Consider the following 25,308-nt stretch of genomic DNA (forward strand, 5'->3'; position numbering starts at 1 on the left):
CTCTGTCTCCGTTCGCGCTGATGCGGTAGCTGCCGCACGGCATAGCATAAATTCAGCCGGTCAGCTTATCCAGCAGCGCGGTGGCTGCGGCCGTTTCGGCTTCCTGCTTCGACCCGCCCTCTGCGCTGGCCTCGCCCGCGCCCTTGATCGATACGGTGACAGCAAAGCGCAGCGCGTGATGAGGGCCGGACTTGCCGGTCATCACATATTCGGGTGGCTTGCGCTTGTGCGCGGCGGCCCATTCCTGAAGCGCGGATTTGGGATGCTTGGGGGCTGCCGCCTGGTTGTCTACGCGGTCGGCCCACAGGCGGCGGACCAGCGCCTTGGCCGCGTCCATGCCGGCATCGAGGAATAGCGCGCCGATCATCGCTTCCATGACGTCGCCCAGAACATTGTCGCTGTCGACCGCGCCATCGTCCCGCGCCTGCTTGCCCAGGATCAGATGCGCAGGCACGCCGACGGCGCGCGCGATGTCGGCGCAGGTTTCGCCCGAAACCAGCACGTTGAAACGACGGGACAGCTTGCCTTCGGGTTCGTCGGGAAAGCGAGCGAACAGCCATTCGGCGATGATGAGACCCAGCACGCGGTCGCCCAGAAATTCGAGCCGTTCGTAATTATTGGCGTTGGCGCTGCCATGGGTCAGCGCCTGGACGAAGCGGCCGGTGTCGACGGGCGCGCGACCCGTCAGCGCTTCCAGCCACGCGCCTGTGTCGGTTCGTATCAAAAACCTTCCCCGATGCGGTCGAAGCGGGCCGCCGTCACCCAGGTCCAGGGCAGCAGCCAGTTGGCGCTGCCATCGGTTGAAAATACCGAAATGAGTGCGCGGCCGACCAGATTTTCCTGGGGAACGAGGCCGATGCCGGCGCCCTCCTGCGCGGGGAAGCGGCTGTCGGCGCTGCGGTCGCGATTGTCGCCCATCATGAACAGCTTGCCGTCGGGCACCAGCACCGTGTCGAAATTGTCCTTGGGGCTGTCGGGAATGAGGTCGAGCACATTATAGCTTTTGGCCGGCCCATCCTTGCCGGCGGGCAGTGTTTCGCGGAATTGGGGATAGCGGCACTGGCGGCCGCCGCCGGGCGCGGCTTCCTCGAACGAGGGGCGGAAGCAGGGGGAGGCATCGCCAGCGCGATTGGCGGCTTCGGTCATATTGGGGGTAACCGGGATGACGAGGTCGGCGACCTTCTGCCGGGGCACGGCCTGGCCGTTCAGATAGACGGTGCCTTCCTGCACCGAAATCAGGTCTCCCGGCAGGCCGATGACGCGCTTGATATAATCGTTTTTCTGGGTCGGAGGCGCCTTGAACACCACCACATCGCCGTGCGCGGGAGTGGACGAAAAAATGCGGCCGGGGATCAACGGAACGCTAAATGGCAATGAGTAGCGCGAATAGCCATAGGGCCATTTGGCCACCAGCAGATAGTCGCCGATGAGCAGGCGCGGCTGCATCGATTCCGACGGGATGTTGAATGGCGAAACGATGAAGCTGCGGAGGATGAAGACGAAGAGGGCGAGCTTGGCGAGGAACCAGAGAAAGTCCCGCGTTTCTGATTTTGCGCTCATGCCGGCTCGTCTTTCCAGTCAAAATGCCCCGAACGCGGGCGTGGCGGCTTTTGCGGCCTGGCATGATCCGCGTCAAGCGTCCGGAGGCGGTGCATTGCCGGGCTTTATTGGCTAGGGAGGAAAGAATCGATGAGTGCGGCGTCGATGTCGATCAGTGATGGAGAATGAAAATGACGAGTGCTGCTCTCGCCGCATTGTCGCAAATGCCGCAAATCGACCTCAGGACGGTGTTCAGGACCGACCCGGTTCGGTTGTCGAAATATGTGCTGTCCCATGGGCCTATCCGGTTCGACTGGTCGAAGACGCACCTGACCGACGCGGTTGTGGCGGGGTTTCTGGACCTTGCAGACGAACGGGGCTTTGCCACCCGTCGCGACGCGCTGTTCGCGGGCGAGGCCGTCAATGTGACCGAAGGGCGTGCGGCCGAGCATCCGGCCGAGCGGGGCGAGGGGCATCCTGAAAGCGTCGCGCGCGCGAAGATACTGCATCAGCGGATGCGCGCGCTGATCGATGCGATCGAGGCCGAGGCGCTGGGGCCCGTGCGACACATATTGCATATCGGCATCGGCGGATCGGCGTTGGGGCCGGAACTGATCGTCGACGCACTGGACGGCGATGGTGCGCGCTATGATGTGGCAATCGTGTCCAATGTCGACGGGGTGGCGCTGGAACGGGTGATGGACCGGTTCGATCCCGCCGCGACGTTGATCGCGATCGCATCGAAAACCTTCACGACCACAGAAACGATGCTCAATGCTGCAAGTGCTATCAACTGGATGATAGAGGCTGGCGTGGACGACCCCTATGGCCGGGTCGTCGCTCTGACCGCCGCGCCTGAAAGGGCGATGGAGTGGGGCGTGGATGAAACGCGGGTGCTGCCGTTCAGCGAAAGCGTCGGCGGGCGCTATTCGCTCTGGTCGTCGATCGGTTTTCCCGCGGCTTTGGCGCTGGGATGGGATGCGTTTGAAAGCCTGCTGGAAGGCGCGGCGACGATGGACCGGCATTTTCGCCTGAGCGACCCGCGTGAGAACGCGCCGTTGATTGCGGCGTTTGTCGATCAATATTATGCGCAGGTGATGAAGTGCCAGACCCGCGCGGTGTTCGCCTATGACGAGCGGCTGGCGCTGTTGCCATCGTACCTGCAACAACTGGAGATGGAGAGCAACGGCAAGGGGGTAACGCTGGATGGCGCGGCCGTGACCGGTATGACGGCGCCCATTACCTGGGGCGGCGTCGGCACCGACGCGCAACATGCGGTGTTCCAGTTGCTGCATCAGGGCACCGTGCTGACGCCGGTTGAATTCATCGCGTCGCGCGAGCCGGGTCATGCGCTCGACCCGGCGCATCACCGCGCGCTGCTGGTCAACTGTTTCGCGCAAGGAGCGGCGTTGATGCAGGGCAGGGGCAATGATGCCGATCCGGCGCGCGCCTATCCTGGCGGGCGGCCGTCGACCACCATCCTGCTGGACGATGTGACGCCGCACGCGCTGGGCGCGCTGATCGCATTCTACGAACATCGTACCTTCGCCAACGCGGTGCTGATGGGGATCAATCCGTTCGACCAGTTCGGCGTGGAACTGGGCAAGGAGATTGCAAGGTCGATAGGGGCTGCGGGCGCGAAGGGTTTCGACCCGTCCACCACGGCGCTGATCGACATCGCGCTGGGCGCGGCCTGACATCATATTAGGAGAGGTGCATGAGCGACTATGATTTCGATCTGTTCGTCATCGGCGCAGGGTCAGGCGGGGTGCGTGCTTCGCGCGTTGCCGCCGCGCACGGCGCCAGGGTCGCGGTTGCCGAGGAGTTTCGCGTCGGCGGCACTTGCGTCATTCGGGGATGCGTTCCCAAGAAGCTGTTGATCTATGGCGCGCATTTCGCCGAGGATTTGAGCGATGCGCGCCGCTTTGGCTGGAACGTCCCCGACTGCGGGTTCGAATGGACGACGCTGCGCGACAATGTGTTGGGCGAGGTCGACCGGCTGGAAGGTCTCTACAAAAATACCCTCGACAGCCACAAGGTCGAGATGATCCCGGAGCGCGCAACCATCACCGGGCCACATGGCGTCAGGCTGGCGAGCGGGCGTGAAGTGAGCGCGAAATATATATTGGTGGCGACCGGCGCCTGGCCGGTCATTCCCGATACGCCCGGCGCCGAACATGGCATTACGTCCAACGAGGTATTCCACCTGGACAGGTGCCCGGGACGCATCGTGATCGTCGGCGGCGGCTATATCGCTAACGAGTTCGCGGGCATCTTTCACCAGTTCGGCAGCCATGTCACCATGGTCAACCGCACCGGCACGCTGCTGCGCGGCTATGAGGAAGCGGTGCGCGACCGGCTGCTGCAAATCTCGATCACCAAGGGAATCAATTTTCGCTTCAACGCGGTGATGGAGAAGATCGAAAAGAACGAGGATGGCACATTGTGCGTCCGCTTCGCCGACGGCGATCCGGTAGCATGCGACACGCTGTTGTTCGCGACCGGTCGGCGGCCGCATGTCGAAGGGCTTGGGCTTGAAAGCGCTGGCGTCGAGGTCAACGACAAGGGCGCGATCAAGGTCGACGATTACAGTCGCACCAGTTGCGAAAGCATCTATGCGGTGGGCGACGTCACCGACCGGGTGCAGTTGACGCCGGTGGCGATCCGCGAGGGCCATGCCTTTGCCGATACCGTGTTCGGCGGCAACCCGCGCATGGTCGACTATAGCTGCATCCCGTCCGCCGTGTTCAGCCATCCGCCGCTGGCCGGGGTCGGTATGACCGAAGCACAGGCGCGCAACAAGCTGGGGACGGTAAAGATCTATACATCCGACTTCCGGCCGATGAAGAACGTGCTGGCCGGACGCGAAGAGAGAGCGCTGTATAAGATGGTGGTGGATGCGACCACCGATCGTGTCGTGGGCCTGCATATGATCGGCCCGGATGCGCCCGAAATATTGCAGGCGGCGGCGGTCGCGGTGAAGGCCGGGCTGACCAAGCAGGATTTCGACGATACTGTCGCGCTGCACCCGAGCATGGCGGAAGAGCTGGTGCTGTTGAAATAGCGGTCAGGCAGCGGGAGCGAAGGTCAGCACCAGCGCATCGCGCCACGCTGGCCGCGTGGGATCGACCGCGTGAATTTCCGTTACACCGTGCAGGATGCGGCGGTCGTCGATCAGCATCGCGTCGCCGGGCCTGGCCAGCATGAATTTGCCCAGCGCCATGCCATCGGGCGCGCCGATGCGGGTGACGCCCTCGCGCACATTGGTCCTGGCGATCAGCATCACCAGCACATGATCGACACCGTCGCGATGCAGGCCTTCGGGCGTGGGCCGGCCGACATGGCCGGGCCGGGTCTCGATGCGGAACTGGTGCATTTCGACGTGGCGTGGCCGGGGATCGGGAAATGTATCGGCGCACAGGGCAAAGATCGCTTTCGTGACGGGATGGTCGATCACCGCCTGGTCGACCGGGTCGAACCAGCGCTGCACATCGCCATTGAGCGGATTATAGTCCCGGCTTTGGAAATGGGGCCGGTGGGCGAGTCGCCCGAAATCGCGTCCCGTGCAGCGAAAGGTCGCATGCGCGCGGCGGCGATAGCGTCCGCCATCGGCCATATAGAGGTCTGGTCCCAGATGATCCCATGATGCCGCGAAATCGGCCCACCCTGTGCGAGCCGCCTCGCCCAGCAGGCCGAAGGTCCGGTCCGCGGCGATACGGGCAAGGCCGTGGGCGGCGATATCGGCGCGCAGATGCGTTGCCAGCGTGGCTTGGGTGTCGATCATGACCATCGGATAGGTGATAGCAGGGACGAGCGACAGGGCCGCTTTCCGCAGGGTGGCGGTTCACCCGATCCAGTAGGGGACGATCTGCCGGTTGTCCGGATCGACATGGATGGGACGGTCCGCCGGGGGAAAAGCGCGCTGATCGCAGCTTTGGCGGGGGCAGAGGCGACAGCTGACACCGATCGGCGTCGCCGCACCCTCATCCTCCAGCAGCAAGCCGTCGGCATAGACGAAATTGGCTGCGTGCGCGACCTCGCAGCCCAGCACAACCGCGTAGCGGCGCGGGGTGCGGGCGTAGCTGCCCGACGGCTTCACCAGTCCCTTGGCCATCGATACATAGCGCACGCCGTCGGGTGTTTCGCCGAGCTGGACGTTGATGCGGTCGGGGATGGCGACCGCCTCATGCACGTTCCATAGCGGGCAGGCACCGCCGAAGCGCGCGAACTGCAGGCGGGTGGCGCTGTGGCGCTTGGTGATGTTGCCGGCCATGTCGACACGGCAGAAGAAAAAGGGAATGCCGCGCAGACCGGGCCGTTGCAGGGTGGACAGGCGGTGGCAGGCCTGTTCGAAACTGACGCCAAAGCGCCGGGCCAGCCGGTCGATGTCATGCCGCGCCACGCGCGCGGCTTCGCGGAACTGGGCATAGGGCAGCAGCAGCGCGCCGGCGGCATAATTGCCAAGGCCGATCGTGAGCAGGCGATCCGCGCCGACGACGGGCAACGCCGCGCGATTGACGATGTCCGCGATCTCCGCCGCGCCTTCCAGCATCATCAGCTGGTGTGCGAGCATGAACTTGCGGCTTTCAGTAGGCAGTGCTGCGTTGATGAACAGCCGCTTTTCCGAAGGCGTGTAGGATCGCAGCGAGGAATCGGGGGTATCGGCCACCAGCGTTTCGATGCCGTGCCGCCGCGCCAGCGCCTCGACCAGCATGCCCTCGTCGAGCGATTGGCCCGCGGTCAGCTTCGCGGCCAGTTCTTCGGCGAGGCAGTCGATGGCGTGGATATAATTGCCGGCTTCATGGAACCAGTCGCGCGCCGCTTCCCAGGGCAGCCGCGCCTCGACCCCATTGTCGCTGGCGATCGCTTCCTCGATCATGTTGATCCGCTCGTTGGCGCGCAGATGGGCATTGTACAGATCGACATAGCGCGCCGCGAATTCAGGGAATTGCAGGTGCAGCTTTTCGATTCGCTCCGGCTCCAGCGATGCGCCCGGCAGTTCGGGATGGCCCAGTGCAAAGGTGAATGCGCCCAGCAGATGCTCTTCCTCGCGCTTGTCGAAGCTGGCCCAGTCGACCGGGAAAGCGCCGGCGAGCGCTGCCTTCACCTTGGCCGTCAAAGGGCGGTCGTCATTCTCAAGCTGCGAGAGATAAGAGACTGAAATGCCCAGCGCGAGCGCCATTGTCGCCTGGTCCATTCGGTGGTCGAGGCGGAGCTGTCTAAGCCTGGGGCCAGCGAAGATGCGAGTGCCGCGCGCCATGAAAGAGCTATATTTGCAAAATCGGTATTTGCAAATCCGCAAATTTGCATTTGCGAAATGGCCGCAGCTTTGAGAAGGGGGGGCGTCACATTTGGCCCGCCTCGGACGGAGAACCGCCGCACATGTCGAAACTTGCCATCATCGAGAAGCTCGAAGCCAAGCGCGAGGGCGCCCGCATGGGCGGCGGCCAGCGTCGTATCGACGCCCAGCACGCGAAGGGCAAGTTGACTGCCCGCGAGCGGATCGAAGTGCTGCTGGACGAACATAGCTTTGAAGAACTCGACATGTATGTCGAGCATAATTGCGTCGATTTCGGCATGAACGAACAGCATATTCCAGGCGACGGCGTGGTAACCGGGTCGGGCACGATCAACGGTCGGCTGGTTTTCGTCTTCAGCCAGGACTTTACCGTGTATGGCGGCGCGGTGTCGGAACGGCATGCGATGAAGATATGCAAGATCATGGACATGGCGCTGAAGGTCGGCGCGCCCGTGATCGGCCTCAACGACTCCGGCGGCGCGCGCATTCAGGAGGGTGTGGCATCGCTCGCCGGCTATGCCGAGATTTTCCAGCGCAATGTGCTCGCCTCGGGCGTGGTGCCGCAGATCAGTGTCATTATGGGGCCATGTGCGGGCGGCGCGGTCTATTCGCCGGCGATGACCGACTTCATCTTCATGGTGAAGGACAGCTCCTTCATGTTCGTGACCGGGCCGGACGTGGTCAAGACTGTCACCAACGAAGTGGTGACGCAGGAAGAACTGGGCGGCGCCGTCACGCACACGACCAAGTCGGGCGTAGCCGACATGGCGTTCGAGAATGACGTCGAGGCGCTGCTGGCGGTGCGTGACTTTGTTGATTTCCTGCCGGCTTCGAACAAGGGACCCGTGCCGGAACGCCCGACCGCCGACCCGTGGGACCGGATCGAACCGAGCCTGGACACGCTGATCCCGGCTAACGCCAACCAGCCCTATGACATGCATGAACTGATCCGGAAGATCGTCGATGAAGGCGATTTCTTCGAGGTGCAGCCAGCCCATGCCGGCAACATCATCTGCGGCTTTGGCCGGGTCGAGGGCAAGACCATCGGCATCGTCGCTAACCAGCCGTTCGTGCTGGCCGGCGTGCTCGACATCAATTCATCGAAGAAGGCGGGGCGTTTCGTCCGCTTTTGCGATGCGTTCGACATTCCGATCGTCACGCTGGTCGATGTGCCGGGGTTCCTGCCGGGCACCGCGCAGGAACATAACGGCATCATCAAGCATGGCGCCAAGCTGCTGTTTGCCTATGCCGAAGCCACCGTGCCCAAGATTACCGTCATCACGCGCAAGGCCTATGGCGGCGCTTATGACGTCATGTCTTCCAAGCATCTGCGCGGCGACCTGAACTATGCCTGGCCGACTGCGGAAATCGCGGTGATGGGCGCAAAGGGCGCGGTGGAAATCATCTTCCGTGGCAAATCGACCGAAGAGATCGCGGAAAAGACCAAGGAATATGAAGACCGCTTCGCCAATCCGTTCGTGGCGGCGAGCAAGGGCTTCATCGACGAAGTGATCCAGCCGCATTCGACGCGCCGCCGCATTGCGCTCGGCCTGCGCAAGTTGCGTAACAAGGCGCTCGAAAATCCCTGGAAAAAGCACGATAACATCCCGCTTTGACCGCGGCGCGAAAGAAGAAAAATGGAAAATATCTACATCATCAGCGGCGTCCGCACCGCGATCGGCGATTTCGGCGGCACGCTCAAGGATATGGCGCCTGCAACGCTGGGCAAGCTGGTAATTGCCGAGGCGATCAAGCGCGCCGGGATCGAGGGGCGCGATGTCCAGCACGTCGTTATGGGTCAGGCGATCCCCAGCGAGCCGCGTGACTCCTACGTCGCGCGCATCGCCGCTGTCGAGGCAGGCGTGCCGATCGAGGCTCCGGCGCTGACCGTCAATCGCCTGTGCGCTTCGGGGATGCAGGCGATCGTATCGGGCGCGCAGATGATCGCGCTGGGCGAAGCGGAGGTCGTCGTGTCGGGCGGCACCGAGGTCATGAGCAAGTCGCCCTATGTGCTGACCGCGAGCCGCTGGGGCCAGAAAATGGGCAACATGACCGCGATCGACGCGATGCTGGGCGTTTTGTCCGATCCGTTCGAAGGCATTCATATGGGTGTGACGGCGGAAAATGTCGCGACCCGCTATCAGGTCACGCGCGAAGATCAGGATGCGCTGGCCGTCGAAAGCCATCGTCGCGCTGCCTTGGCGCAGGCGGAAGGTCGGTTTGACACGCAGATCCTGCCGGTCGAACTCAAGACCCGCAAGGGCGTCACCGAGTTCAAGACCGATGAGCATGTCCGCACCGACGTCTCGCTAGACAGCATGGCGAAGCTGCGTCCGGCCTTTGAAAAGGAAGGCTCGGTAACCGCCGGCAATGCCTCGGGCCTGAACGATGGAGCCGCTGCCGTTGTGCTTGCGTCGCAGGCCGCGGTCGACGCCAAGGGGCTCAAGCCGATGGCGAAGCTGATCGGATGGGGTTATGCCGGGGTCGAGCCGAGCCTTATGGGCATCGGGCCGGTGAAGGCCGTGCCGATCGCGCTTAGGCGGGCCGGATTGACGCTCGACGATATCGACGTGATCGAGGCCAATGAGGCTTTCGCTTCGCAAAGCTGCGCCGTAGCCCGCGAACTGGGCTTCGACCCCGACAAGGTCAATCCCAATGGATCGGGCATTTCGCTGGGGCATCCGGTGGGCGCATCGGGCGCGATCATCACCGTCAAGCTGCTCTATGAGCTTGAGCGGACCGGTGGCCGCTATGGCCTGGCGACGATGTGCGTCGGCGGCGGGCAGGGCATCGCCATCGTCGTGGAAAGGGTGGAGCCATGAAGCTTGGTCGCCTGAACCATATCGGTGTCGCGACGCCGAGCCTGGAAAAGAGCATCGCCTATTACCGCGACATCATGGGCTCGACCAAGATTCACGAGCCCTTCGACCTGCCGGCGCAGGGGGTGAAGGTATGCTTTGTCGATACCCCCGGTGAGAACGGAACGGCGGGAACGCAGATCGAACTGATCGAACCATTCGACGAAAGCTCGCCGATCACGGCCTTCATCGCCAAAAATCCGGCGGGCGGGCAGCATCATATGTGCTACGAAGTGCCCGACATTCAGGAGGCGAAGGCCTGGTTCGAAGCGAAGGGCGCACGCGTACTGGGCGAGCCGCGCATCGGGGCACATGGCACGCTGATCTTTTTCGTGCATCCCAAGGACATGAACGGAGTACTGACCGAGATCATGGAGACGCCGAAAGCGGCGCACTAGGCCTAAAGACCCTCTTCCCTGGGGAGAGGAGGGGCCCGCCGCGCAGCGGTGGGAGGGTGAGGGGTTCCGCCCCATCGCGAGGTCCACCCCCTCAACAACTTCGGCTAGCGGACAAGCCGCCAAGCCTGCATATCCTCTCCCTCAAGGGAGAGGGGAGAAGAGTGCAAATGACCGAGAAGCCGACGCTGGACCAATGGACCGCCGCAGCCGCCAAGGAAGTGAAGGGCAAGGACCTGACCTGGCGGACGCCGGAGGGGATCGACGTCAAGCCGCTCTACACGGCCGACGATGTGACGGCCGATCCGGGTCTTCCCGGTTTTGCGCCATTCACGCGGGGCGTACGTGCGTCAATGTATGCGGGCCGGCCCTGGACCATTCGCCAATATGCAGGCTTTTCGACCGCCGAGGAATCCAACGCCTTCTATCGCCGCAACCTGGCGGCGGGGCAGAAGGGGTTGAGCGTCGCTTTCGACCTCGCGACCCATCGCGGTTATGACAGCGACCACCCGCGCGTGACCGGCGATGTCGGCAAGGCGGGCGTCGCGATCGACAGCGTCGAGGACATGAAGATCCTGTTCGACGGCATTCCGCTCGACCAGATGTCGGTTTCGATGACGATGAACGGCGCGGTGATTCCGATCCTGGCATTCTTCGTCGTTGCGGGCGAAGAGCAGGGGGTCGATCGCAAGCTGCTCGATGGGACCATCCAGAACGACATCCTCAAGGAGTTCATGGTTCGCAACACCTATATCTACCCGCCCGAACCATCAATGCGGATCATCAGCGATATTTTCGGCTATACGTCGCGCGAGATGCCAAAGTTCAACAGCATCTCCATTTCCGGCTACCATATGCAGGAAGCCGGTGCGACGCAGGTACAGGAACTGGCCTTCACCATCGCCGATGGCATGGAATATGTGAAATATGGCGTGGCGTCGGGCCTCGACATCGACAAATTTGCCGGGCGCCTGAGCTTCTTCTTCGCGATCGGCATGAACTTCTTCATGGAAATCGCCAAGCTGCGGGCGGCGCGCGTGTTATGGCATCGCGCCATGACGGAGCTGGGCGCGAAGGACGAGCGCAGCAAGATGTTGCGTACCCATTGTCAGACCAGCGGCGTGTCGCTGACCGAGCAGGATCCGTATAACAACGTCATGCGCACCACGATCGAGGCGATGGCCGCGATGCTGGGCGGCACCCAGTCGCTGCATACCAACGCGCTCGACGAGGCGATTGCGCTGCCCACCGACTTTTCCGCCCGGATCGCGCGTAACACGCAGATCGTGATCCAGGAAGAAACCGGCATGACCAAGGTGGTCGATCCGCTCGGCGGCTCCTATTATGTCGAGGCGCTGACGCAGCAGCTGGTCGACGCCGCGCAGGAGATCATCGACAAGGTACAGGCCGATGGCGGCATGGCGAAGGCCGTGGCGGCTGGATGGCCCAAGGCGATGATCGAGACGGCGGCGGCGGCGCGCCAGGCGCGGGTGGACCGTGGCGACGATGTGATCGTGGGCGTCAACAAATACCGCCTCGCGAACGAGGACCTGCTTGAAACGCTGGACATCGACAACGCCAAGGTCCGTGAGGGGCAGATCGCCCGCATCAAGAAGATGAAGGCCGAGCGCGACGAAGCCAAGTGCCAGGCGGCGTTGCAGGCGCTGCGGGAAGGCGCCGCGCAGCCATCGAGCATCGAGAACAACCTGCTCGCGCTCGCGGTCGAATGCGCCCGCGCTCGCGCGACGCTGGGCGAAATCTCCTTTGCCATGGAAGAGAGCTTCGACCGCTATGGCACCCAGCCCACGCCGGTGAAGGGCGTCTATTCCGCGCCCTATAAGGGCGACCCGCGCTGGCAGCAGATCCTTGACGGCGTGCAGGCCGTCGAGCGGCGCCTTGGTCGCAAGCCCAAATTGCTCGTCGCCAAGATGGGGCAGGATGGGCACGACCGGGGCGCCAATGTGATCGCGTCGGCTTTTGGCGACATGGGATTCGATATCGTGTCGGGGCCGCTGTTCCAGACACCGGACGAAACCGTGGTGCTGGCGCTGCAGAATGAGGTCGATGTCGTCGGCGCTTCCTCACTCGCGGCCGGGCACAAGACGCTGATCCCCGAACTGATTGCGAAGCTGCGCGAAGCCGGGCGCACCGATGTCAAGGTCATCGCCGGCGGCGTCATCCCGCCACAGGACTATGACTATCTGCGTGACGCCGGGGTGCAGGGCATTTATGGGCCGGGTTCCAACGTCGTGGAATGCGCCGCCGATGTGCTGCGCCTCCTCGGCCACAACATGCCCCCGGCGGGGCTGGGGGAAGCTGCGTGACCATGACCGCCCGCACCGACTGGACGCGCGAGGAAATCGCCGCGCTGTTCGACCTTCCGTTCAACGACCTGATGTTCGAAGCGCAGTCGATCCACCGCGCCAACCACCCGCGCAACGCGGTGCAGCTTTCGACGTTGCTCTCGATCAAGACCGGCGGTTGCCCGGAGGATTGCGGCTATTGCTCGCAGTCGACGGAGGCGGACAGCGGCCTCAAGGCGACCAAGCTGATGGACGTGCAGGCCGTGCTGCAGGCGGCGGCGCAGGCCAAGGACCATGGATCGGGCCGCTTCTGCATGGGCGCCGCCTGGCGCAATCCCAAGCAGCGCGACATGCCCAAGCTGGTCGCCATGGTGCAGGGCGTGCGCGCCATGGGCATGGAAACCTGCATGACGCTGGGGATGCTGGACGAGGGGCAGGCGAAGACGCTGGCCGACGCGGGGTTGGATTACTACAACCACAACATCGACACTTCGCCGGAAAACTACGCCAACGTCATTACGACGCGGACTTTCGCGGACCGGATCGAGACGCTGGAAAATGTCCGCAATGCTGGCATCAATGTCTGCTGCGGGGGCATCGTTGGCATGGGCGAGACGCGGAGCGACCGCATCGGCTTCCTCCACGCGCTGGCCACCATGCCGCACCCCGAAAGCGTGCCGATCAACGCGCTGGTCCCGGTCGCGGGCACGGTGTTGGGCGACATGCTCAAGGACACGCCACTCGCGAAGATCGACGAGGTGGAATTCGTCCGCACCGTCGCCGTCGCGCGGATCGTCATGCCGCAGTCGATGGTGCGACTGTCGGCGGGGCGCGAGAGCATGAGCGAGGCGTGCCAGGCACTCTGCTTCATGGCCGGCGCGAACAGCATCTTCACCGGCGACAAGCTGCTGACCGCCGCGAATGCCGGCGACGACAAGGATGCCGCGTTGCTGGGGAAGCTGGGTATGACAGCGATGGCCGCCCAGCGGCATGGGCATCTGGAGGCGGCGGAGTGATTCAAGGTTTGGCTTTTCGAAAGCCCCTCCCCTTCAGGGGAGGGGTTGGGGTGGGGCCTGTCCTCCTGACGCAGCCCATGGGGCGAGGCCCCACCCCCAACCCCTCCCCTAAAGAGGAGAGGAGTCAGGTAGGCACTACCTTCGTCACCCCGGACTTGATCCGGGGTCTCGCTTTTCTTCTGCATGGCGCGAAGGCAGCGGGATGCCGGATCAAGTCCGGCATGACAGGCGAGTGCGAGTTTGGGGTGGCGTGATGCGTCTCCGCCCTCTTCGTCATGCTGAACTTGTTTCAGCATCCATTTCTCCCCCCGCGATGCGGTCGATTGGGGCACGATGGACCCTGAAACAAGTTCAGGGTAACGGTCTTTATTTGGACGCGGCGTTGTGAAAATTTCGCTTAAGCTGGGTCTTTCGGCCGCTGCATTGATCGTATTAGCACCTGCATTCTTTGTGGCTGCGTGGCTGGTCGCCGGGTTTTTAATAGGTCATTCGATAGGAATTTCGCCCGACTGGGAATGGCCCATTGCTGGAGCGTTCTTTCTGCTCTTCATTTTGTCAGAAACACTCATCTTATCTTTTATTTGGCGGGAATCCTGATTAATGATCAAAAAAATCCTGATCGCGAACCGTGGCGAAATCGCGTGTCGTGTCATGCGCACGGCCAAGAAGATGGGCATCAAGACCGTCGCGGTCTATTCCGACGCCGACGCGCGCGCGCCGCATGTGCTGATGGCCGATGAGGCGGTGCATATCGGCCCGTCGCCCGCCGCCCAGTCCTATCTGCTGGCCGACAAGATCATCGCTGCGTGCAAGCAGACCGGCGCCGACGCGGTCCACCCCGGCTATGGCTTCCTTTCGGAGCGCGAGAGCTTCCGCAACGCGCTCGACGCAGAGGGCATCATCTTCGTCGGTCCCCCGGCCAACGCGATCGCCGCCATGGGCGACAAGATCGAGTCCAAGAAGTTGGCTTTGGAAGCAGGCGTCAATGTCGTCCCCGGCTTCGTCGGCGTGATCGACGACACCGAACATGCCGTCAAAATCTCCAACGAGATCGGCTATCCGGTGATGATGAAGGCGTCGGCCGGCGGCGGCGGCAAGGGGATGCGCCTTGCCTATAGCGAACAGGACGTCCGCGAAGGCTTCGAGGCGACCAAGCGCGAGGGTCTCGCCTCCTTCGGCGACGACCGCGTGTTCATCGAGAAGTTCATCGAAAGCCCGCGCCATATTGAAATCCAGGTGCTGGGCGACCAGCATGGCAATATCGTCTATTTGAACGAACGTGAATGTTCGATTCAGCGCCGCCACCAGAAGGTGGTCGAGGAAGCACCATCGCCCTTCGTGTTGCCGGAGATGCGCAAGAAGATGGGCGAACAGTGCGTCGCGCTCGCCCGCGCTGTCGGCTATTTCAGCGCCGGCACGGTCGAACTGATCGTCTCGGGCGAGGACAAGACCGGCGACGGCTTCTACTTCCTGGAGATGAACACCCGGCTTCAGGTCGAGCATCCCGTCACCGAGGAAATCACCGGCGTCGACCTGGTCGAGCAGATGATCCGCGTTGCGAACGGCGAGGCGCTGAGCTTCACCCAGGACGACGTCAAGATCAACGGCTGGGCGATCGAGAACCGTGTCTATGCCGAAGACCCCTATCGCGGCTTCCTGCCGTCCACCGGTCGCCTGATCCGCTATAACCCGCCCGAGACCGGCAATGGCGTTCGCGTCGATGACGGTGTCGAGGAAGGCGGCGAGGTCAGCATGTTCTATGACCCGATGATCGCCAAGCTGATCACCTGGGCGCCCACGCGGCTCGAAGCCATCGACAAGCAGATCGTCGCGCTCGACAAATTCGAGATTGACGGGCCCGGGCATAATATCGATTTCGTGTCCGCCCTGATGCAGCATGAGCGGTTCCGTTCGGGCAATATCACCACCGGCTTCATTGCCGAGGAATATCCTGACGGCTTCCAGGGCGCGCCCGCGTCGCCGGAACTGTTGCGCAAGCTGGCCGCGGTAGGCGCCTTTGCCGCGATGGCGCAGGCCGACCGCGCCCGCCGGATCGAGGGGCAACTGGGCAAGAAGCTCAAGGCACCCACCGGCTGGCAGGTGAAGATCGGGACCGGCGACGACGCCACCCTCTATGACGTCGTTATTAGCGGCGATGACGTTACCGTGAATGGAACCGCGCTGGACATGAGCCTTGAATATACGCCGGGCGACCGGCTGATCGAGGCGGAATTCGATGGCGAGGAACTGGCGGTCAAGATTGCTCCGGTGCGCGCAGGCTTCATACTGACCGCCCACGGCGCTAGTCATAAGCTGCGCATCCTGCCCGCGCATGCCGCGCCCTATGCTGCGCATATGATCGACAAGATTCCGCCCGATCTCTCGCGTTTCCTGATTTGCCCGATGCCCGGCCTGCTGGTTGCGCTGCATGTCAAGGAAGGCGACAAGGTCGAAGCCGGCCAGCCGCTGGCGGTGATCGAAGCGATGAAGATGGAGAATATCCTGCGCGCGGGAAAATCCGGCGTGGTCAAGAGCGTATCGGCCGCTCAGGGCGAAAGCCTGCCGGTCGATGCGATCATCCTCGAAATGGAATAGGTCTGGATCGGCGCTTCCGGCCCAGCCAGGCGCTGATCTCGATGCTTGTTTTGTAGCGTTGGTTGCCGGAGCGGCGACGGGCTTTGCGCGCGTCGCCGCAACGCCGTTCGCGGGCCTCATCACATTTGTCCTGCCGGATATGATCAATATCGGGAGAACTGTACCTGCCGCGCTTCGAAATGCTGCTGATCGCAGGAAGGCAATCGGCACCTGAAGATCGCCAGGCCGCTGCCACGGCGCGGTGCCGCGTGAGTTAGTGCAGGGCATTCATCTCGCCGGCTATCCATGCGAGGCGATTTTCGAAGATTAGAGCATCTTGCGGAAATGGGAAAACCGGCTTTCCGCCAAAAACGAAGCGAAAACATAGACCTGGAGCGCGCCAATTGCGTCGGACTAAGCGTGGCGCGCTCTAGAGGCGGTCCATCCTCAGCCAAGTTGGATCACCTACCCACGCTTTCGCAAAAGCGGCTTGGGCGGCTGCGGCCTGTGCTGTCCTACCCAGCGCACGATGCGACGACGCCACACCATAAATGGCCCATCCATTGTTGGGAGAGCGCGCCAACGCAGTGGTAAAAGCAGCCAGCGCCTCGTCATAACGGCGCTGGCGATACAGCACGCCACCCAGCGATTGATGGATGGGATAATACCAAAATGGCGGCTCCATATAGGGGATAGAAGCTTCGATTTCGATGGCGCTCCGATAGAGTTTCTCGGCGTCGCGATACTGGCCGCTGGCATCGGCCCAACGCGCCGCAGCCACCATTTCCGCCAGTTGCAGGAGGTCGCGCGCAGGCACACCTTGGTCGATCATCGGCTGCAAGCTATCGCTTTGGCGCAGCGCGCGCAGATTTGACAATTGCTGGTCGAAGCCTGCCCGGTTCCTCTGCAGGGCATAGGCGAGTGCGCGGGCATAATGATAGATCGCGGTTGCATAGGGCAACCGTCCATCGGGCGCGCGCATTGCGAGGATCTGCCTGGGCGCGGCGAATTGCGCCGCGGCGAAATAGGGTGCGGCATGTATCGCCTGGACCCACGCGATCCTGGCGCTGGTGGCAGGATCAAGAATTTGTTCCAGCCGTCGAGATTCGCGAATGGCGGTGGCCATGTCTCCCGCCATCTGCGCAGACGTGACGATGAAGTGAACATTATGCGGATAATAGCCGTAGCGGACCAGGCCGTGGTCTCCGCTTAGCCTGATCCATCGCTCGTCAGCGCGAGCCGCGGCGATGTTGATGCGCATGGAATCCTTCCACCGGCCGACGCGATAATAGATATGCGACGGCATGTGGACCAAATGCGCCGATCCGGCCGCAAGTGGCGTGGCCAGGCGATCTGCTGCCGCTTCTGCGCGCCTTGGATCAGGTCCGTTCTCCATCAGGTGGATGTAAAGATGCGCCGCTTGCGGGTGATCCTGATTTCGCTGGAGTACGGCCTCGACCAGACCAACCGCTTCCGCCAGTCGCGGCTGCGGCGTTCGCCTGTCCGCTTGCCAGTAATCCCATGGGCGGGTGTTCATCGCTGCTTCCGCCGCCAGCAGCGCGATGTCGTCATTTGCCGGCTGTGCCGCTGCCGCCGCCAGCATCGCATCCGCATAGGCGGCATCCAGCGCAGCACGCTCTACATTCGGATCATCCGAATAGCGTTTGGTCATGGCGGTCGTCAGCAGTTGTTCTGCTGCAGTTCCCTTGCGTGCGAGCCATAGAGCATAGCGGGCCAGGCCAACGGCCCGAGCGTTGGAGGCGGGATCCATCGGCGCGTTGATATCTGGGCCAAGGGCAAGCGCTTCTCCCCAGAAGCACATGGCACAGTCGGGATCGAGCCGCTGCCCTTCGCGGAATGAAGCGATCGCCCCTGCGTGATTGAAGCCGTAGGCGAATGCCAGTCCCTGATCGAAATAGCGCTGTACGATCGGAATGGCTGTCGTAATGGGAAAGTGGACGCTTCCCATATTCTCGTAAAGCGGCGCTCGCACATCGGCTGTCGACCGGGTGAAGGGTGCTGCCGCAAACAGCATCGCACGCATCGATCCCCTGGCGATATTCCTGCCACCGCAAAGACTGCGCGCAGATATTGTGGGGTCGAAGCGATCAAGCAGTAACGCCGCATATTTCGGCTGGGGCGGCGGGGCTACACTCATCAGCATGGGAGCCGCCATGCCAAGCGAAAGCGGAAGCCAGATCTTTTTCATCGCCATCTCCTGCACCCTCAAGCCGGTCGATGGACGATCTCCATATCACAGATTTCTTGCTCCTGCACGCGGAGCGACCTTACCCTGCACTCCGTAATCCCACCCGCGAAGCGTGACCTAATCGGCGCCCGCCTGCTCGCTCATCAGGGTTTCGAGAGAACGGCCGGCATATTCGACGCCGTCCGCCGTCACAATTCGCCTATCCTGGTAGCCTGCGTCTCGGACGAATTGCACTGCCTCCCTTAACGAAATGCGCGATATTTCGCAGTCCTCGTACGCCAGCGGCCTTCCCACGCCCAAATACACCTCGCTCATTTCGCTCCAGTCGATATCGACGGCTGCATCTTCATCGAACTCTTCCATTGATCCTGTCCTGATTTAATATGCGTTTCGCGGGATAAGCGATCGCACCATTTATATTTTCCGCCAATCAACCTGCGGATTGCATTATCTGTGACCAGCATCGAATTGCGGAACAAATGCGGGCGACAAGACGCCATTCAAAAATTATTTCCGATAGACTCTCCTCAACTCTCTGATTTTTGTGTCTGCTTTGCGCCTATATGCCGCGCCCTACTTGTATGATCGTGGCGATATTGTTGACAAATGGCGCGGGGCCGGATTCAGAACAGCTATGAAAGAGCGTAGGACAGATGCCGTCGGAGGGCTGATATCGCCTTTGCCCTGCCTCATGGTCGGCCGATGCACCGCTTGATAGTGGTAACAAGGAAAGCGCATCTCGCATATCCGAGATTGGGCTGAATCAATGTCGTCATGCGAGGATAACAAATGGATAATCAATCGGTTGCAATATCGCAGATGCTGGATCGTCAACAAATAACCGATGTCGTTCATCGCTATGCCCGCGCAGCCGACCGGCTCGATGTCGAACTTTTCAAGACCACCTTTTGGGAAGATGGCGGGTTCGATGGCGGCCCGGCAGAAGGGCCAGCGCTGGCAATCATTCCCCAACTGTTCGAAAAGCTGATCCCCGAAATGTGGGAGGTGAGCCAGCACAGCATATCGAACATCCTGATCGAACTGGATGGCGACCGCGCCTATGTCGAAATGTACCTGACCGCATTTCACCTGTCACATCCTACCCATGCCAGCCGCGCGGCGCTGCTGGGAGAGGAAAATGCCCTGGCTGCCGGCTTCAAGGATGATGACGTCATCGAATTTACTTTCGGCGGTCGCTACCTCGACATCTTCGAGCGCAGACAAGGGGAATGGCGCATCTTCAAGCGGAAGATTGTGCCCGCTTTCAATCGCGTGGAATTGTACACCGGGATCAGGGAGGGCGGCCAATATGATCTGCTCAAGCACCGTTCCTCGCGTGACCGGAGCGATCCGGTATATTTGCGATAAGCCGGTGGCCATTCCGGGCTGTCCTCCCATTGGATCGGCGGCTTTTGCATCAACCCTGGCTGGATATGTTGCGACAAAACTATCGAAGGATGTGGGCAAAACCCGCCACGCCCTGGGGTGGAGATAGTCGGCAAGGTGGTTTTTTAGGGGTTGGCACTGTAACGGTTCCAATGCCGCCAAACATCGCTTCGATATTGCTGACATACGACATGACATTTGCGTCGGCGAGCATGTACCAGACCTGTTTCGCTTCCTTGCGGCCCCGGACCAGATCGGCGCGCCGCAACTCGGCCAGTTGCTGGCTGAGCGCGGGTTGGCCGATGCCGGTCATGTTGGCGATCTCGCCAACACTGCGCTCGCCCCGCAACAGGCAGGACAGGATCATCAGCCGCTGCGGCTGAGCGAATATCCTGATCTTTTCCGCGGCATCTGCGGCGGTTTCCCGATCCTCGTACAGCGCGTTCACGCCAGTTTCTCGAACCGGCAGAACCAGTCGGGCGCTGCTTCAGGCGCTTGCGCGGCTGGCAGCAATGTGGGTTTGCCTTTGGTCCATCCTTCCGGCGTCAATCTGTTTGCGCCGTCGACTTGTTGCAGGGCGCACAGCAACCGCAAAATCTCGTCAACCGAACGACCGAGGGTCATATGCCGCCGCCGGAAAATAATGGTGTCGTCTACCTCAAGATACCGGTCAACCAGCTATGATCCCCGGCTTTCCGCGCGCGCGGCCGGTAGGCGGCTGACAATCTGACTGGCGGCGGCGATCATTCTGCTGGCGCTTGCCTGCGGGAGCTTGCGCATTTCATATCTGCAATGTTGGGCGGCATGGCGATCTACCGAGTCACGAAAAGAGCATAAGCGGCTGTCGGCATCACGTTTTCAGGCGGGCGACGTCACTCCATCCTACAGCACGTACCGGCTAAGGTCTGTGTTGCGCGAAATGCCGCCAAGCTGTTTCTCGACATAGGCGGCATCGACCAGCAGCGTTTCGCCGCGCCGGTCCTCGGCATCGAAGCTAACATCCTCCAGCAGCTTTTCCATCACAGTCTGGAGCCGCCGTGCGCCGATATTTTCCACCTGCTCGTTTACCTCGGCGGCGATGCGCGCGATCGCTCTTATACCTTCGGCGGTCAGGTCGATCGTCACATCTTCGGTTGCGAGCAAGGCCTTGTACTGCGTGACCAAGCTGGCCTTGGTGTCGGACAGGATGGCCACGAAATCTTCCTGCGTCAGGGCTTTCAGCTCAACTCTGATCGGCAGGCGTCCCTGCAATTCGGGCAGCAGGTCGCTGGGCTTGGCAACGTGGAACGCGCCCGACGCGATAAACAGGATATGGTCGGTCTTGAGCGGGCCATATTTGGTCGCGACGGTCGTGCCTTCGATCAGGGGAAGCAGGTCCCGCTGCACGCCTTCGCGACTGACAGATCCGCCGCGCACATCGCTGACGGCAATCTTGTCGATCTCGTCGAGAAACACGATGCCGTTCTGTTCGGCGCTGCTGATCGCGATCCGTGCCACATCATCCTGGTCGAGCCGCTTGTCCTGCTCTTCCTCGACCAACTTGTCCCATGCCTGCGCGACCGTCATCTTGCGGCGCTTTTTCTGGTTCTGGCCAAAGGCCTTGGACATCATGTCGGACAGATTGATCATCCCTACCTGACCGCCCATGCCGGGAATTTCCATGGGCATCGAAGGCACGTCTGTGACCTCGACCTCGACCTCTATCTCATTCATCTGGTCATTCTCGATCCGCTGGCGAAAGGACAGGCGCGTCGCCTCGCTCGCTTCCTTGCCTGTCAGGGCGTCAAGCAAACGTCCCATCGCGGCTTCGGAAGCTGCCTCGCGCACGGATTCGCGGCGGCGGTCACGCTCCAGGCGCACGGCCTCTTCGACCAGATCGCGCACGATCTGCTCGACGTCGCGGCCCACATAGCCGACTTCGGTGAACTTGGTCGCTTCGACCTTGACGAAAGGCGCGTCGGCCAGTTTCGCCAAGCGGCGGCTGATTTCGGTTTTGCCACAGCCGGTAGGGCCGATCATCAGGATATTCTTTGGCGTGACCTCGTCGCGCAGCTCGACAGAAAGTTTCTGCCGCCGCCAGCGATTGCGCAGCGCAACAGCTACTGCGCGCTTGGCGTCGGTCTGGCCGATGATGTGCGCGTCGAGTGCAGCTACGATGGCTTTAGGAGTCAAATTGTCGTTCATGGTCATCCATTGCCCGGGCAGCAGGCCAAGGCCATCAGTTTTGAGGAACAGGCAGTTTTGAGGAACAGGCGATAATCGAAAAATCGGTTTTACCAAGTGACAGCTAGGTGGCGCTATCGAGAATTTCGATCGTCAATTGGTCATTGGTGTATACGCAAATATCGGCAGCCACTGCCATGGCCCTGCGCGCAAGCATTTCCGCATCGGCCTCATAATCGACCAGCGCCCTTGCGGCGGCCAGCGCGAAATTGCCACCCGACCCGATCGCTGCAATGCCGCCCACAGGTTCCAGCACATCGCCGTTGCCGGTCAGGATCAGCGTCACTTCACGATCGGCGACTATCATCATCGCTTCGAGATTTCGCAGATATTTATCGGTGCGCCAGTCCTTTGCGAGTTCGACGGCGGATCGCATGAGTTGGCCGTTATGGCGTTCCAACTTGGCTTCCAGCCGCTCGAACAATGTAAAGGCATCCGCAGTGGCTCCCGCAAAACCGCCAATGACCGATCCGTCATGCAGGCGTCTCACCTTGCGGGCGTTAGGCTTCATCACGGTCTGACCCATGGAAACTTGACCATCGCCTGCAATGACGACCTTGCCGTTTCTGCGTGCGGACATGATTGTTGTGCCGTGCCAGACTGGCATGGTGTGGGGATGTTGGCTCGTCATGGTTCGCGATATGGTGAAAGCACGCGCAACCTGCAAGCCGTGCGCCGAAGCGTTTCATTTAGGCGGCAAATCAATGTCAGTCCCGTGAACGCCTGATCGGCTTTATTGACATTGTGCGATGCAGCATGAAATATCGCCGCTCTATGCTTGTGGAAGGACTCGCAATGTCGCTCAAAGCCAAGGCCCAGGATAAGGTCGAGCGCGCCGGGATTGCGAATTATTCCTTCGATAAAGACATATTAGTCATGTGTGGCGTCCGCTATGCGATCGAAGCATGCGATTGCGGAGAGCCCGATTGCGATGGCGTGCGCCTGCGCAAAGCGTTCGACGGCGTGCGCCGCACCATTCAATGATCGGATCGGCGCAATCGCTTGCCGTTCATGCAAGTCATCCCATGGATAGGCGCGCTTGACAGCATCCATCCTGAATGCCAATGGCCGCTTCCTCCCGCACCGGGGGCGCGTAGCTCAGTGGTAGAGCACACCCTTCACACGGGTGGGGTCGTAGGTTCAATCCCTACCGCGCCCACCATGTCTCTGATGGACATGGTTCTATCGTTCAGCCCGACATTGATCTTTTCCCCAGGGGCGCGTTAATCCCGTGTCATAATCTGGAGCGTCCGCACCTGCCGGCGTCGAAAGGATGCAAATGTCATCGATATTGATCCGAGGCCTGGTGATGAGCGTGCTGCCTTTCAATCTCGTCCCGCAAGCTGTCGCCCAGCAGGCGCTGACATTGGAGCGCGTCTTCGCCAGCCCTGACCTCGCCGGACCACAGCCGCGCGCGCTCAAGCTTTCGCCCGACGGTGGGCTGGTCACGCTGCTGAAGCCTCGCGCCGACGACAAGGATCGGCTCGACCTATGGGCTATCAATGCCAGTACCGGGGCGGAGCGGATGCTGGTCGATTCAAAGAAGGCGGGCAGCGGTGCGGAACTTTCCGAAGCCGAGAAAATGCAGCGGGAACGGGACCGCACCGTTGCGGGCAGCACGGGCATTACCAGCTATGACTGGTCCCCTGACGGACGCAGCCTGCTCGTGCCGGTGGATGGCGACCTCTATCTCGCCAGCCTGGATGGACAGGTCCAGCGTTTGACGGATACGCCCGGCGGCGAACTGAATGGCGTTGTCAGCCCCAAGGGCGGCTTTGTCTCATACGTTCGCGACGGCAACCTCTTCGTTCAGCCCGTTGGCGGCACGGCGCGGCAGGTGACGCGAGGCGCTAGCGAGACGGTAAGCTGGGCGATTGCGGAGTTTGTGGCGCAGGAGGAGATGGACCGGCGTACGGGCTATTGGTGGTCGCCGCAGGACGATAGGATCGCGGTGGCGCGGGTGGACGAAGCGCCTGTTGGATTGGTGACGCGGACGTCGATCGGCGGCGAGGGGACGAAAAGCTATCAGCAGCGCTATCCCGCAGCCGGAACGGCCAACGCGCTGGTCGATCTCTACATCGTCAGGCCCGACGGCAGCGGGGAATTGAAGGTCGATCTTGGCCCCGATCCGGACATCTACCTTGCTCGTGTCGATTGGTCCCGCGATGGCCGGACGCTCTATGTCCAGCGCCAGAACCGCGCCCAGACCAGGCTCGACCTGCTGGCGGTCGATCCGTCGACTGGCCAATCGCGGATAATGTTCACCGAACGCGCCAAAAGCTGGATCAACCTGTCAAACAATTTCAGGGCGCTTGCCGATGGCGGCATCCTGTGGTGGTCGGAACGATCCGGCCATGGGCACCTCTACCGGATACGCAATGGCAAATGGATGGCGCTGACCAGTGGCGCGTGGGATGTCCGCGATGTCGTTGGCGTCGATCAGGCCAAGGGCCTGGTATATTTCACAGGCAATCGCGAAACCCCTCTGGAACAGCAGTTCTACGTCACCTCGCTCGAAAAGGCCGCGAAGCCCCGGTTGCTGACGGAAAGCGGGTGGTGGCACGATGTCGTCATGGACGGTTCTGCGCGTCGGGCGATCATCTCGCGCAGCAACAGCGACCAGCCAAAGCAGGTGTATCTGGCCGATGCCCAGGGCCGCCGGCTGCAATGGCTGTCGGAAAATACGCTGACAGAAGAGCATCCTTATGCGCCATATCTCGCAAGCCATGTGAAGACCCGCTTCGGCACCATCAAGGCCGCCGGCGGCGCAACGCTTCATACCCGGATGCTGACGCCGGCGATGAAGCCGGGCGAGCGTTACCCCGTGTTCATGATCCATTATGGCGGGCCGGGCGGCGGCCGGCAGGTGACCAACCAGTGGGGCGGTGCGCTCAATCAATATCTCGTCGATCAGGGCTGGATCGTCTTTGCCATCGACAATCGCGGCACGCCCGATCGCGGCAAGGCGTTCGAGGAGCCGATCCACCGCGCCATGGGGACGGTCGAAGTCGAAGATCAGCTGGCGGGGCTGGCATGGCTGAAGGCGCAGGATTTCGTCGATAGCAGGCGGATCGCGACCTATGGCTGGTCCTATGGCGGCTATATGACGCTCAAGCTGCTGGAAAAAGCGCCGGGTGCGTTCGCGGCAGGCATCGCCGGAGCGCCGGTCACGAAATGGGAACTGTACGATACCCATTATACCGAGCGATATCTGGGGATGCCGCAGGACAAGGACAGCGCCTATCCCGCCGCCGGTGCGATCGAGGAGGCCGACAAGATTAGCGATCCGCTGTTGCTGATCCACGGCATGTCGGACGACAATGTGGTTTTCGATAATTCGACGGCGCTGATGGCCAAGATGCAGGCGTCGGCAACGCCGTTCGAGATGATGGCCTATCCGGGGCAGACCCATCGCGTCGGCGGTCCGGGGATCAGCCTTCACTTGTGGAGCACGATCCTTGCATTTCTCGCTCGGCACGGGCTGAATGGCGGACCGGCCGACTGAT

21 protein-coding genes and 1 tRNA gene are annotated in these 25,308 nt (G+C 61.8%); 12 read left to right on the plus strand and 10 right to left on the minus strand.

Going from position 1 to position 25,308, the window contains the following annotated elements:
* Positions 1-52: 52 nt before the first annotated feature.
* Both rnc and lepB read right to left on the minus strand, forming a co-directional pair.
* Entirely contained in the window at positions 53-724 is a 672-nt protein-coding gene (gene rnc, locus WG908_RS07400; protein ID WP_340185923.1) for a ribonuclease III, read from the minus strand.
* Positions 721-1,560 carry a signal peptidase I gene (gene lepB, locus WG908_RS07405; RefSeq protein WP_340185924.1) on the minus strand — a complete coding sequence of 280 codons (840 nt, stop codon included), beginning with the start codon at positions 1,558-1,560 and terminating at the stop codon, positions 721-723. The genes rnc and lepB overlap by 4 nt, the downstream gene beginning before the upstream one ends.
* Positions 1,561-1,730: 170 nt before the next feature.
* On the opposite strand from lepB, the gene pgi reads away from it, so the two are divergent.
* Both pgi and gorA read left to right on the plus strand, forming a co-directional pair.
* Positions 1,731-3,236: a glucose-6-phosphate isomerase gene (pgi, locus tag WG908_RS07410; protein WP_340185925.1), complete on the plus strand. Its 1,506-nt coding sequence runs from the start codon at positions 1,731-1,733 to the stop codon at positions 3,234-3,236.
* Positions 3,237-3,256: 20 nt separating this feature from the next.
* Positions 3,257-4,603: a glutathione-disulfide reductase gene (gene gorA / locus WG908_RS07415; protein WP_340185926.1), complete on the plus strand. Its 1,347-nt coding sequence runs from the start codon at positions 3,257-3,259 to the stop codon at positions 4,601-4,603.
* Positions 4,604-4,606: 3 nt separating this feature from the next.
* Here the strand turns inward: gorA and WG908_RS07420 are convergent, their stop codons facing one another.
* Positions 4,607-5,323 (minus strand): 2OG-Fe dioxygenase family protein, encoded by a 717-nt coding sequence (locus WG908_RS07420; RefSeq protein ID WP_340185927.1) that lies wholly within the window; start codon positions 5,321-5,323, stop codon positions 4,607-4,609.
* A 60-nt stretch (positions 5,324-5,383) separates the two neighbouring features.
* Positions 5,384-6,799, minus strand: coding sequence for a helix-turn-helix domain-containing protein (locus WG908_RS07425; protein ID WP_340185928.1), 1,416 nt, complete (start codon positions 6,797-6,799; stop codon positions 5,384-5,386).
* Positions 6,800-6,921: 122 nt separating this feature from the next.
* Between WG908_RS07425 and WG908_RS07430 the strand changes: the two genes are divergently transcribed.
* From WG908_RS07430 to WG908_RS07455, 6 genes are all read left to right on the plus strand, one after another.
* Complete coding sequence (locus WG908_RS07430; RefSeq protein ID WP_340185929.1) at positions 6,922-8,454, plus strand: acyl-CoA carboxylase subunit beta; 1,533 nt, start codon at positions 6,922-6,924, stop codon at positions 8,452-8,454.
* A gap of 21 nt (positions 8,455-8,475) precedes the next feature.
* The gene (locus tag WG908_RS07435; protein WP_340185930.1) at positions 8,476-9,660 is read left to right on the plus strand and encodes an acetyl-CoA C-acyltransferase family protein; all 1,185 of its coding nucleotides are present in this window, start codon (positions 8,476-8,478) and stop codon (positions 9,658-9,660) included.
* Positions 9,657-10,094: a methylmalonyl-CoA epimerase gene (gene mce / locus WG908_RS07440; protein WP_340185931.1), complete on the plus strand. Its 438-nt coding sequence runs from the start codon at positions 9,657-9,659 to the stop codon at positions 10,092-10,094. Before WG908_RS07435 ends, mce begins: the two co-directional genes overlap by 4 nt.
* Before the next feature lie 167 nt (positions 10,095-10,261).
* Positions 10,262-12,415, plus strand: a complete 2,154-nt coding sequence (gene scpA / locus WG908_RS07445; RefSeq protein ID WP_340185932.1) for a methylmalonyl-CoA mutase — start codon at positions 10,262-10,264, stop codon at positions 12,413-12,415.
* 2 nt (positions 12,416-12,417) lie between these two features.
* On the plus strand, positions 12,418-13,410 hold the full coding sequence (bioB, locus tag WG908_RS07450; RefSeq protein WP_340186070.1) for a biotin synthase BioB: 993 nt from the start codon (positions 12,418-12,420) through the stop codon (positions 13,408-13,410).
* Between the two features lie 600 nt (positions 13,411-14,010).
* Entirely contained in the window at positions 14,011-16,005 is a 1,995-nt protein-coding gene (locus WG908_RS07455) for an acetyl-CoA carboxylase biotin carboxylase subunit (RefSeq protein ID WP_340185933.1), read from the plus strand.
* Positions 16,006-16,414: 409 nt separating this feature from the next.
* Here WG908_RS07455 and WG908_RS07460 read toward each other — a convergent pair whose 3' ends face one another.
* Both WG908_RS07460 and WG908_RS07465 read right to left on the minus strand, forming a co-directional pair.
* The gene (locus tag WG908_RS07460) at positions 16,415-18,193 is read right to left on the minus strand and encodes a tetratricopeptide repeat protein (RefSeq protein ID WP_340185934.1); all 1,779 of its coding nucleotides are present in this window, start codon (positions 18,191-18,193) and stop codon (positions 16,415-16,417) included.
* Positions 18,194-18,310: 117 nt separating this feature from the next.
* Positions 18,311-18,556 carry a hypothetical protein gene (locus tag WG908_RS07465; protein ID WP_340185935.1) on the minus strand — a complete coding sequence of 82 codons (246 nt, stop codon included), beginning with the start codon at positions 18,554-18,556 and terminating at the stop codon, positions 18,311-18,313.
* Between the two features lie 426 nt (positions 18,557-18,982).
* Here WG908_RS07465 and WG908_RS07470 point away from each other — a divergent pair, with 426 nt between their 5' ends.
* Positions 18,983-19,561, plus strand: a complete 579-nt coding sequence (locus WG908_RS07470; RefSeq protein ID WP_340185936.1) for a nuclear transport factor 2 family protein — start codon at positions 18,983-18,985, stop codon at positions 19,559-19,561.
* Between the two features lie 79 nt (positions 19,562-19,640).
* Here the strand turns inward: WG908_RS07470 and WG908_RS07475 are convergent, their stop codons facing one another.
* From WG908_RS07475 to hslV, 4 genes are all read right to left on the minus strand, one after another.
* Positions 19,641-20,027 carry an ArsR/SmtB family transcription factor gene (locus tag WG908_RS07475; protein ID WP_340185937.1) on the minus strand — a complete coding sequence of 129 codons (387 nt, stop codon included), beginning with the start codon at positions 20,025-20,027 and terminating at the stop codon, positions 19,641-19,643.
* Positions 20,024-20,203 (minus strand): hypothetical protein, encoded by a 180-nt coding sequence (locus tag WG908_RS07480; RefSeq protein ID WP_340185938.1) that lies wholly within the window; start codon positions 20,201-20,203, stop codon positions 20,024-20,026. Before WG908_RS07480 ends, WG908_RS07475 begins: the two co-directional genes overlap by 4 nt.
* Before the next feature lie 258 nt (positions 20,204-20,461).
* Positions 20,462-21,763 carry an ATP-dependent protease ATPase subunit HslU gene (gene hslU, locus WG908_RS07485; RefSeq protein ID WP_340185939.1) on the minus strand — a complete coding sequence of 434 codons (1,302 nt, stop codon included), beginning with the start codon at positions 21,761-21,763 and terminating at the stop codon, positions 20,462-20,464.
* Positions 21,764-21,866: 103 nt separating this feature from the next.
* Positions 21,867-22,409, minus strand: a complete 543-nt coding sequence (gene hslV / locus WG908_RS07490; protein WP_340186071.1) for an ATP-dependent protease subunit HslV — start codon at positions 22,407-22,409, stop codon at positions 21,867-21,869.
* A gap of 188 nt (positions 22,410-22,597) precedes the next feature.
* Between hslV and WG908_RS07495 the strand changes: the two genes are divergently transcribed.
* From WG908_RS07495 to WG908_RS07505, 3 genes are all read left to right on the plus strand, one after another.
* Positions 22,598-22,786, plus strand: a complete 189-nt coding sequence (locus WG908_RS07495; RefSeq protein ID WP_340185940.1) for a hypothetical protein — start codon at positions 22,598-22,600, stop codon at positions 22,784-22,786.
* 103 nt (positions 22,787-22,889) lie between these two features.
* A tRNA-Val gene (locus tag WG908_RS07500) sits at positions 22,890-22,964 on the plus strand.
* Positions 22,965-23,111: 147 nt separating this feature from the next.
* Complete coding sequence (locus WG908_RS07505; protein WP_340185941.1) at positions 23,112-25,307, plus strand: S9 family peptidase; 2,196 nt, start codon at positions 23,112-23,114, stop codon at positions 25,305-25,307.
* Position 25,308 lies beyond the last annotated feature (1 nt).

The sequence above is a fragment of the Sphingobium anseongense genome (assembly GCF_037725245.1).
Classification (GTDB): Bacteria; Pseudomonadota; Alphaproteobacteria; order Sphingomonadales; family Sphingomonadaceae; genus Sphingobium.

Bases quoted from the DNA above. Each gene is read 5' to 3' on its own strand.
- lepB (WP_340185924.1), bottom strand. From the start codon at position 1,560: ATGAGCGCAAAATCAGAAACGCGGGACTTTCTCTGGTTCCTCGCCAAG.
- pgi (WP_340185925.1), top strand. From the start codon at position 1,731: ATGACGAGTGCTGCTCTCGCCGCATTGTCGCAAATGCCGCAAATCGAC.
- gorA (WP_340185926.1), top strand. From the start codon at position 3,257: ATGAGCGACTATGATTTCGATCTGTTCGTCATCGGCGCAGGGTCAGGC.
- WG908_RS07420 (WP_340185927.1), bottom strand. From the start codon at position 5,323: ATGATCGACACCCAAGCCACGCTGGCAACGCATCTGCGCGCCGATATC.
- WG908_RS07425 (WP_340185928.1), bottom strand. From the start codon at position 6,799: ATGGCGCGCGGCACTCGCATCTTCGCTGGCCCCAGGCTTAGACAGCTC.
- WG908_RS07430 (WP_340185929.1), top strand. From the start codon at position 6,922: ATGTCGAAACTTGCCATCATCGAGAAGCTCGAAGCCAAGCGCGAGGGC.
- WG908_RS07435 (WP_340185930.1), top strand. From the start codon at position 8,476: ATGGAAAATATCTACATCATCAGCGGCGTCCGCACCGCGATCGGCGAT.
- mce (WP_340185931.1), top strand. From the start codon at position 9,657: ATGAAGCTTGGTCGCCTGAACCATATCGGTGTCGCGACGCCGAGCCTG.
- scpA (WP_340185932.1), top strand. From the start codon at position 10,262: ATGACCGAGAAGCCGACGCTGGACCAATGGACCGCCGCAGCCGCCAAG.
- bioB (WP_340186070.1), top strand. From the start codon at position 12,418: ATGACCGCCCGCACCGACTGGACGCGCGAGGAAATCGCCGCGCTGTTC.
- WG908_RS07455 (WP_340185933.1), top strand. From the start codon at position 14,011: ATGATCAAAAAAATCCTGATCGCGAACCGTGGCGAAATCGCGTGTCGT.
- WG908_RS07460 (WP_340185934.1), bottom strand. From the start codon at position 18,193: ATGAAAAAGATCTGGCTTCCGCTTTCGCTTGGCATGGCGGCTCCCATG.
- WG908_RS07465 (WP_340185935.1), bottom strand. From the start codon at position 18,556: ATGGAAGAGTTCGATGAAGATGCAGCCGTCGATATCGACTGGAGCGAA.
- WG908_RS07470 (WP_340185936.1), top strand. From the start codon at position 18,983: ATGGATAATCAATCGGTTGCAATATCGCAGATGCTGGATCGTCAACAA.
- WG908_RS07480 (WP_340185938.1), bottom strand. From the start codon at position 20,203: ATGACCCTCGGTCGTTCGGTTGACGAGATTTTGCGGTTGCTGTGCGCC.
- hslU (WP_340185939.1), bottom strand. From the start codon at position 21,763: ATGAACGACAATTTGACTCCTAAAGCCATCGTAGCTGCACTCGACGCG.
- hslV (WP_340186071.1), bottom strand. From the start codon at position 22,409: ATGCCAGTCTGGCACGGCACAACAATCATGTCCGCACGCAGAAACGGC.
- WG908_RS07495 (WP_340185940.1), top strand. From the start codon at position 22,598: ATGTCGCTCAAAGCCAAGGCCCAGGATAAGGTCGAGCGCGCCGGGATT.
- WG908_RS07505 (WP_340185941.1), top strand. From the start codon at position 23,112: ATGAGCGTGCTGCCTTTCAATCTCGTCCCGCAAGCTGTCGCCCAGCAG.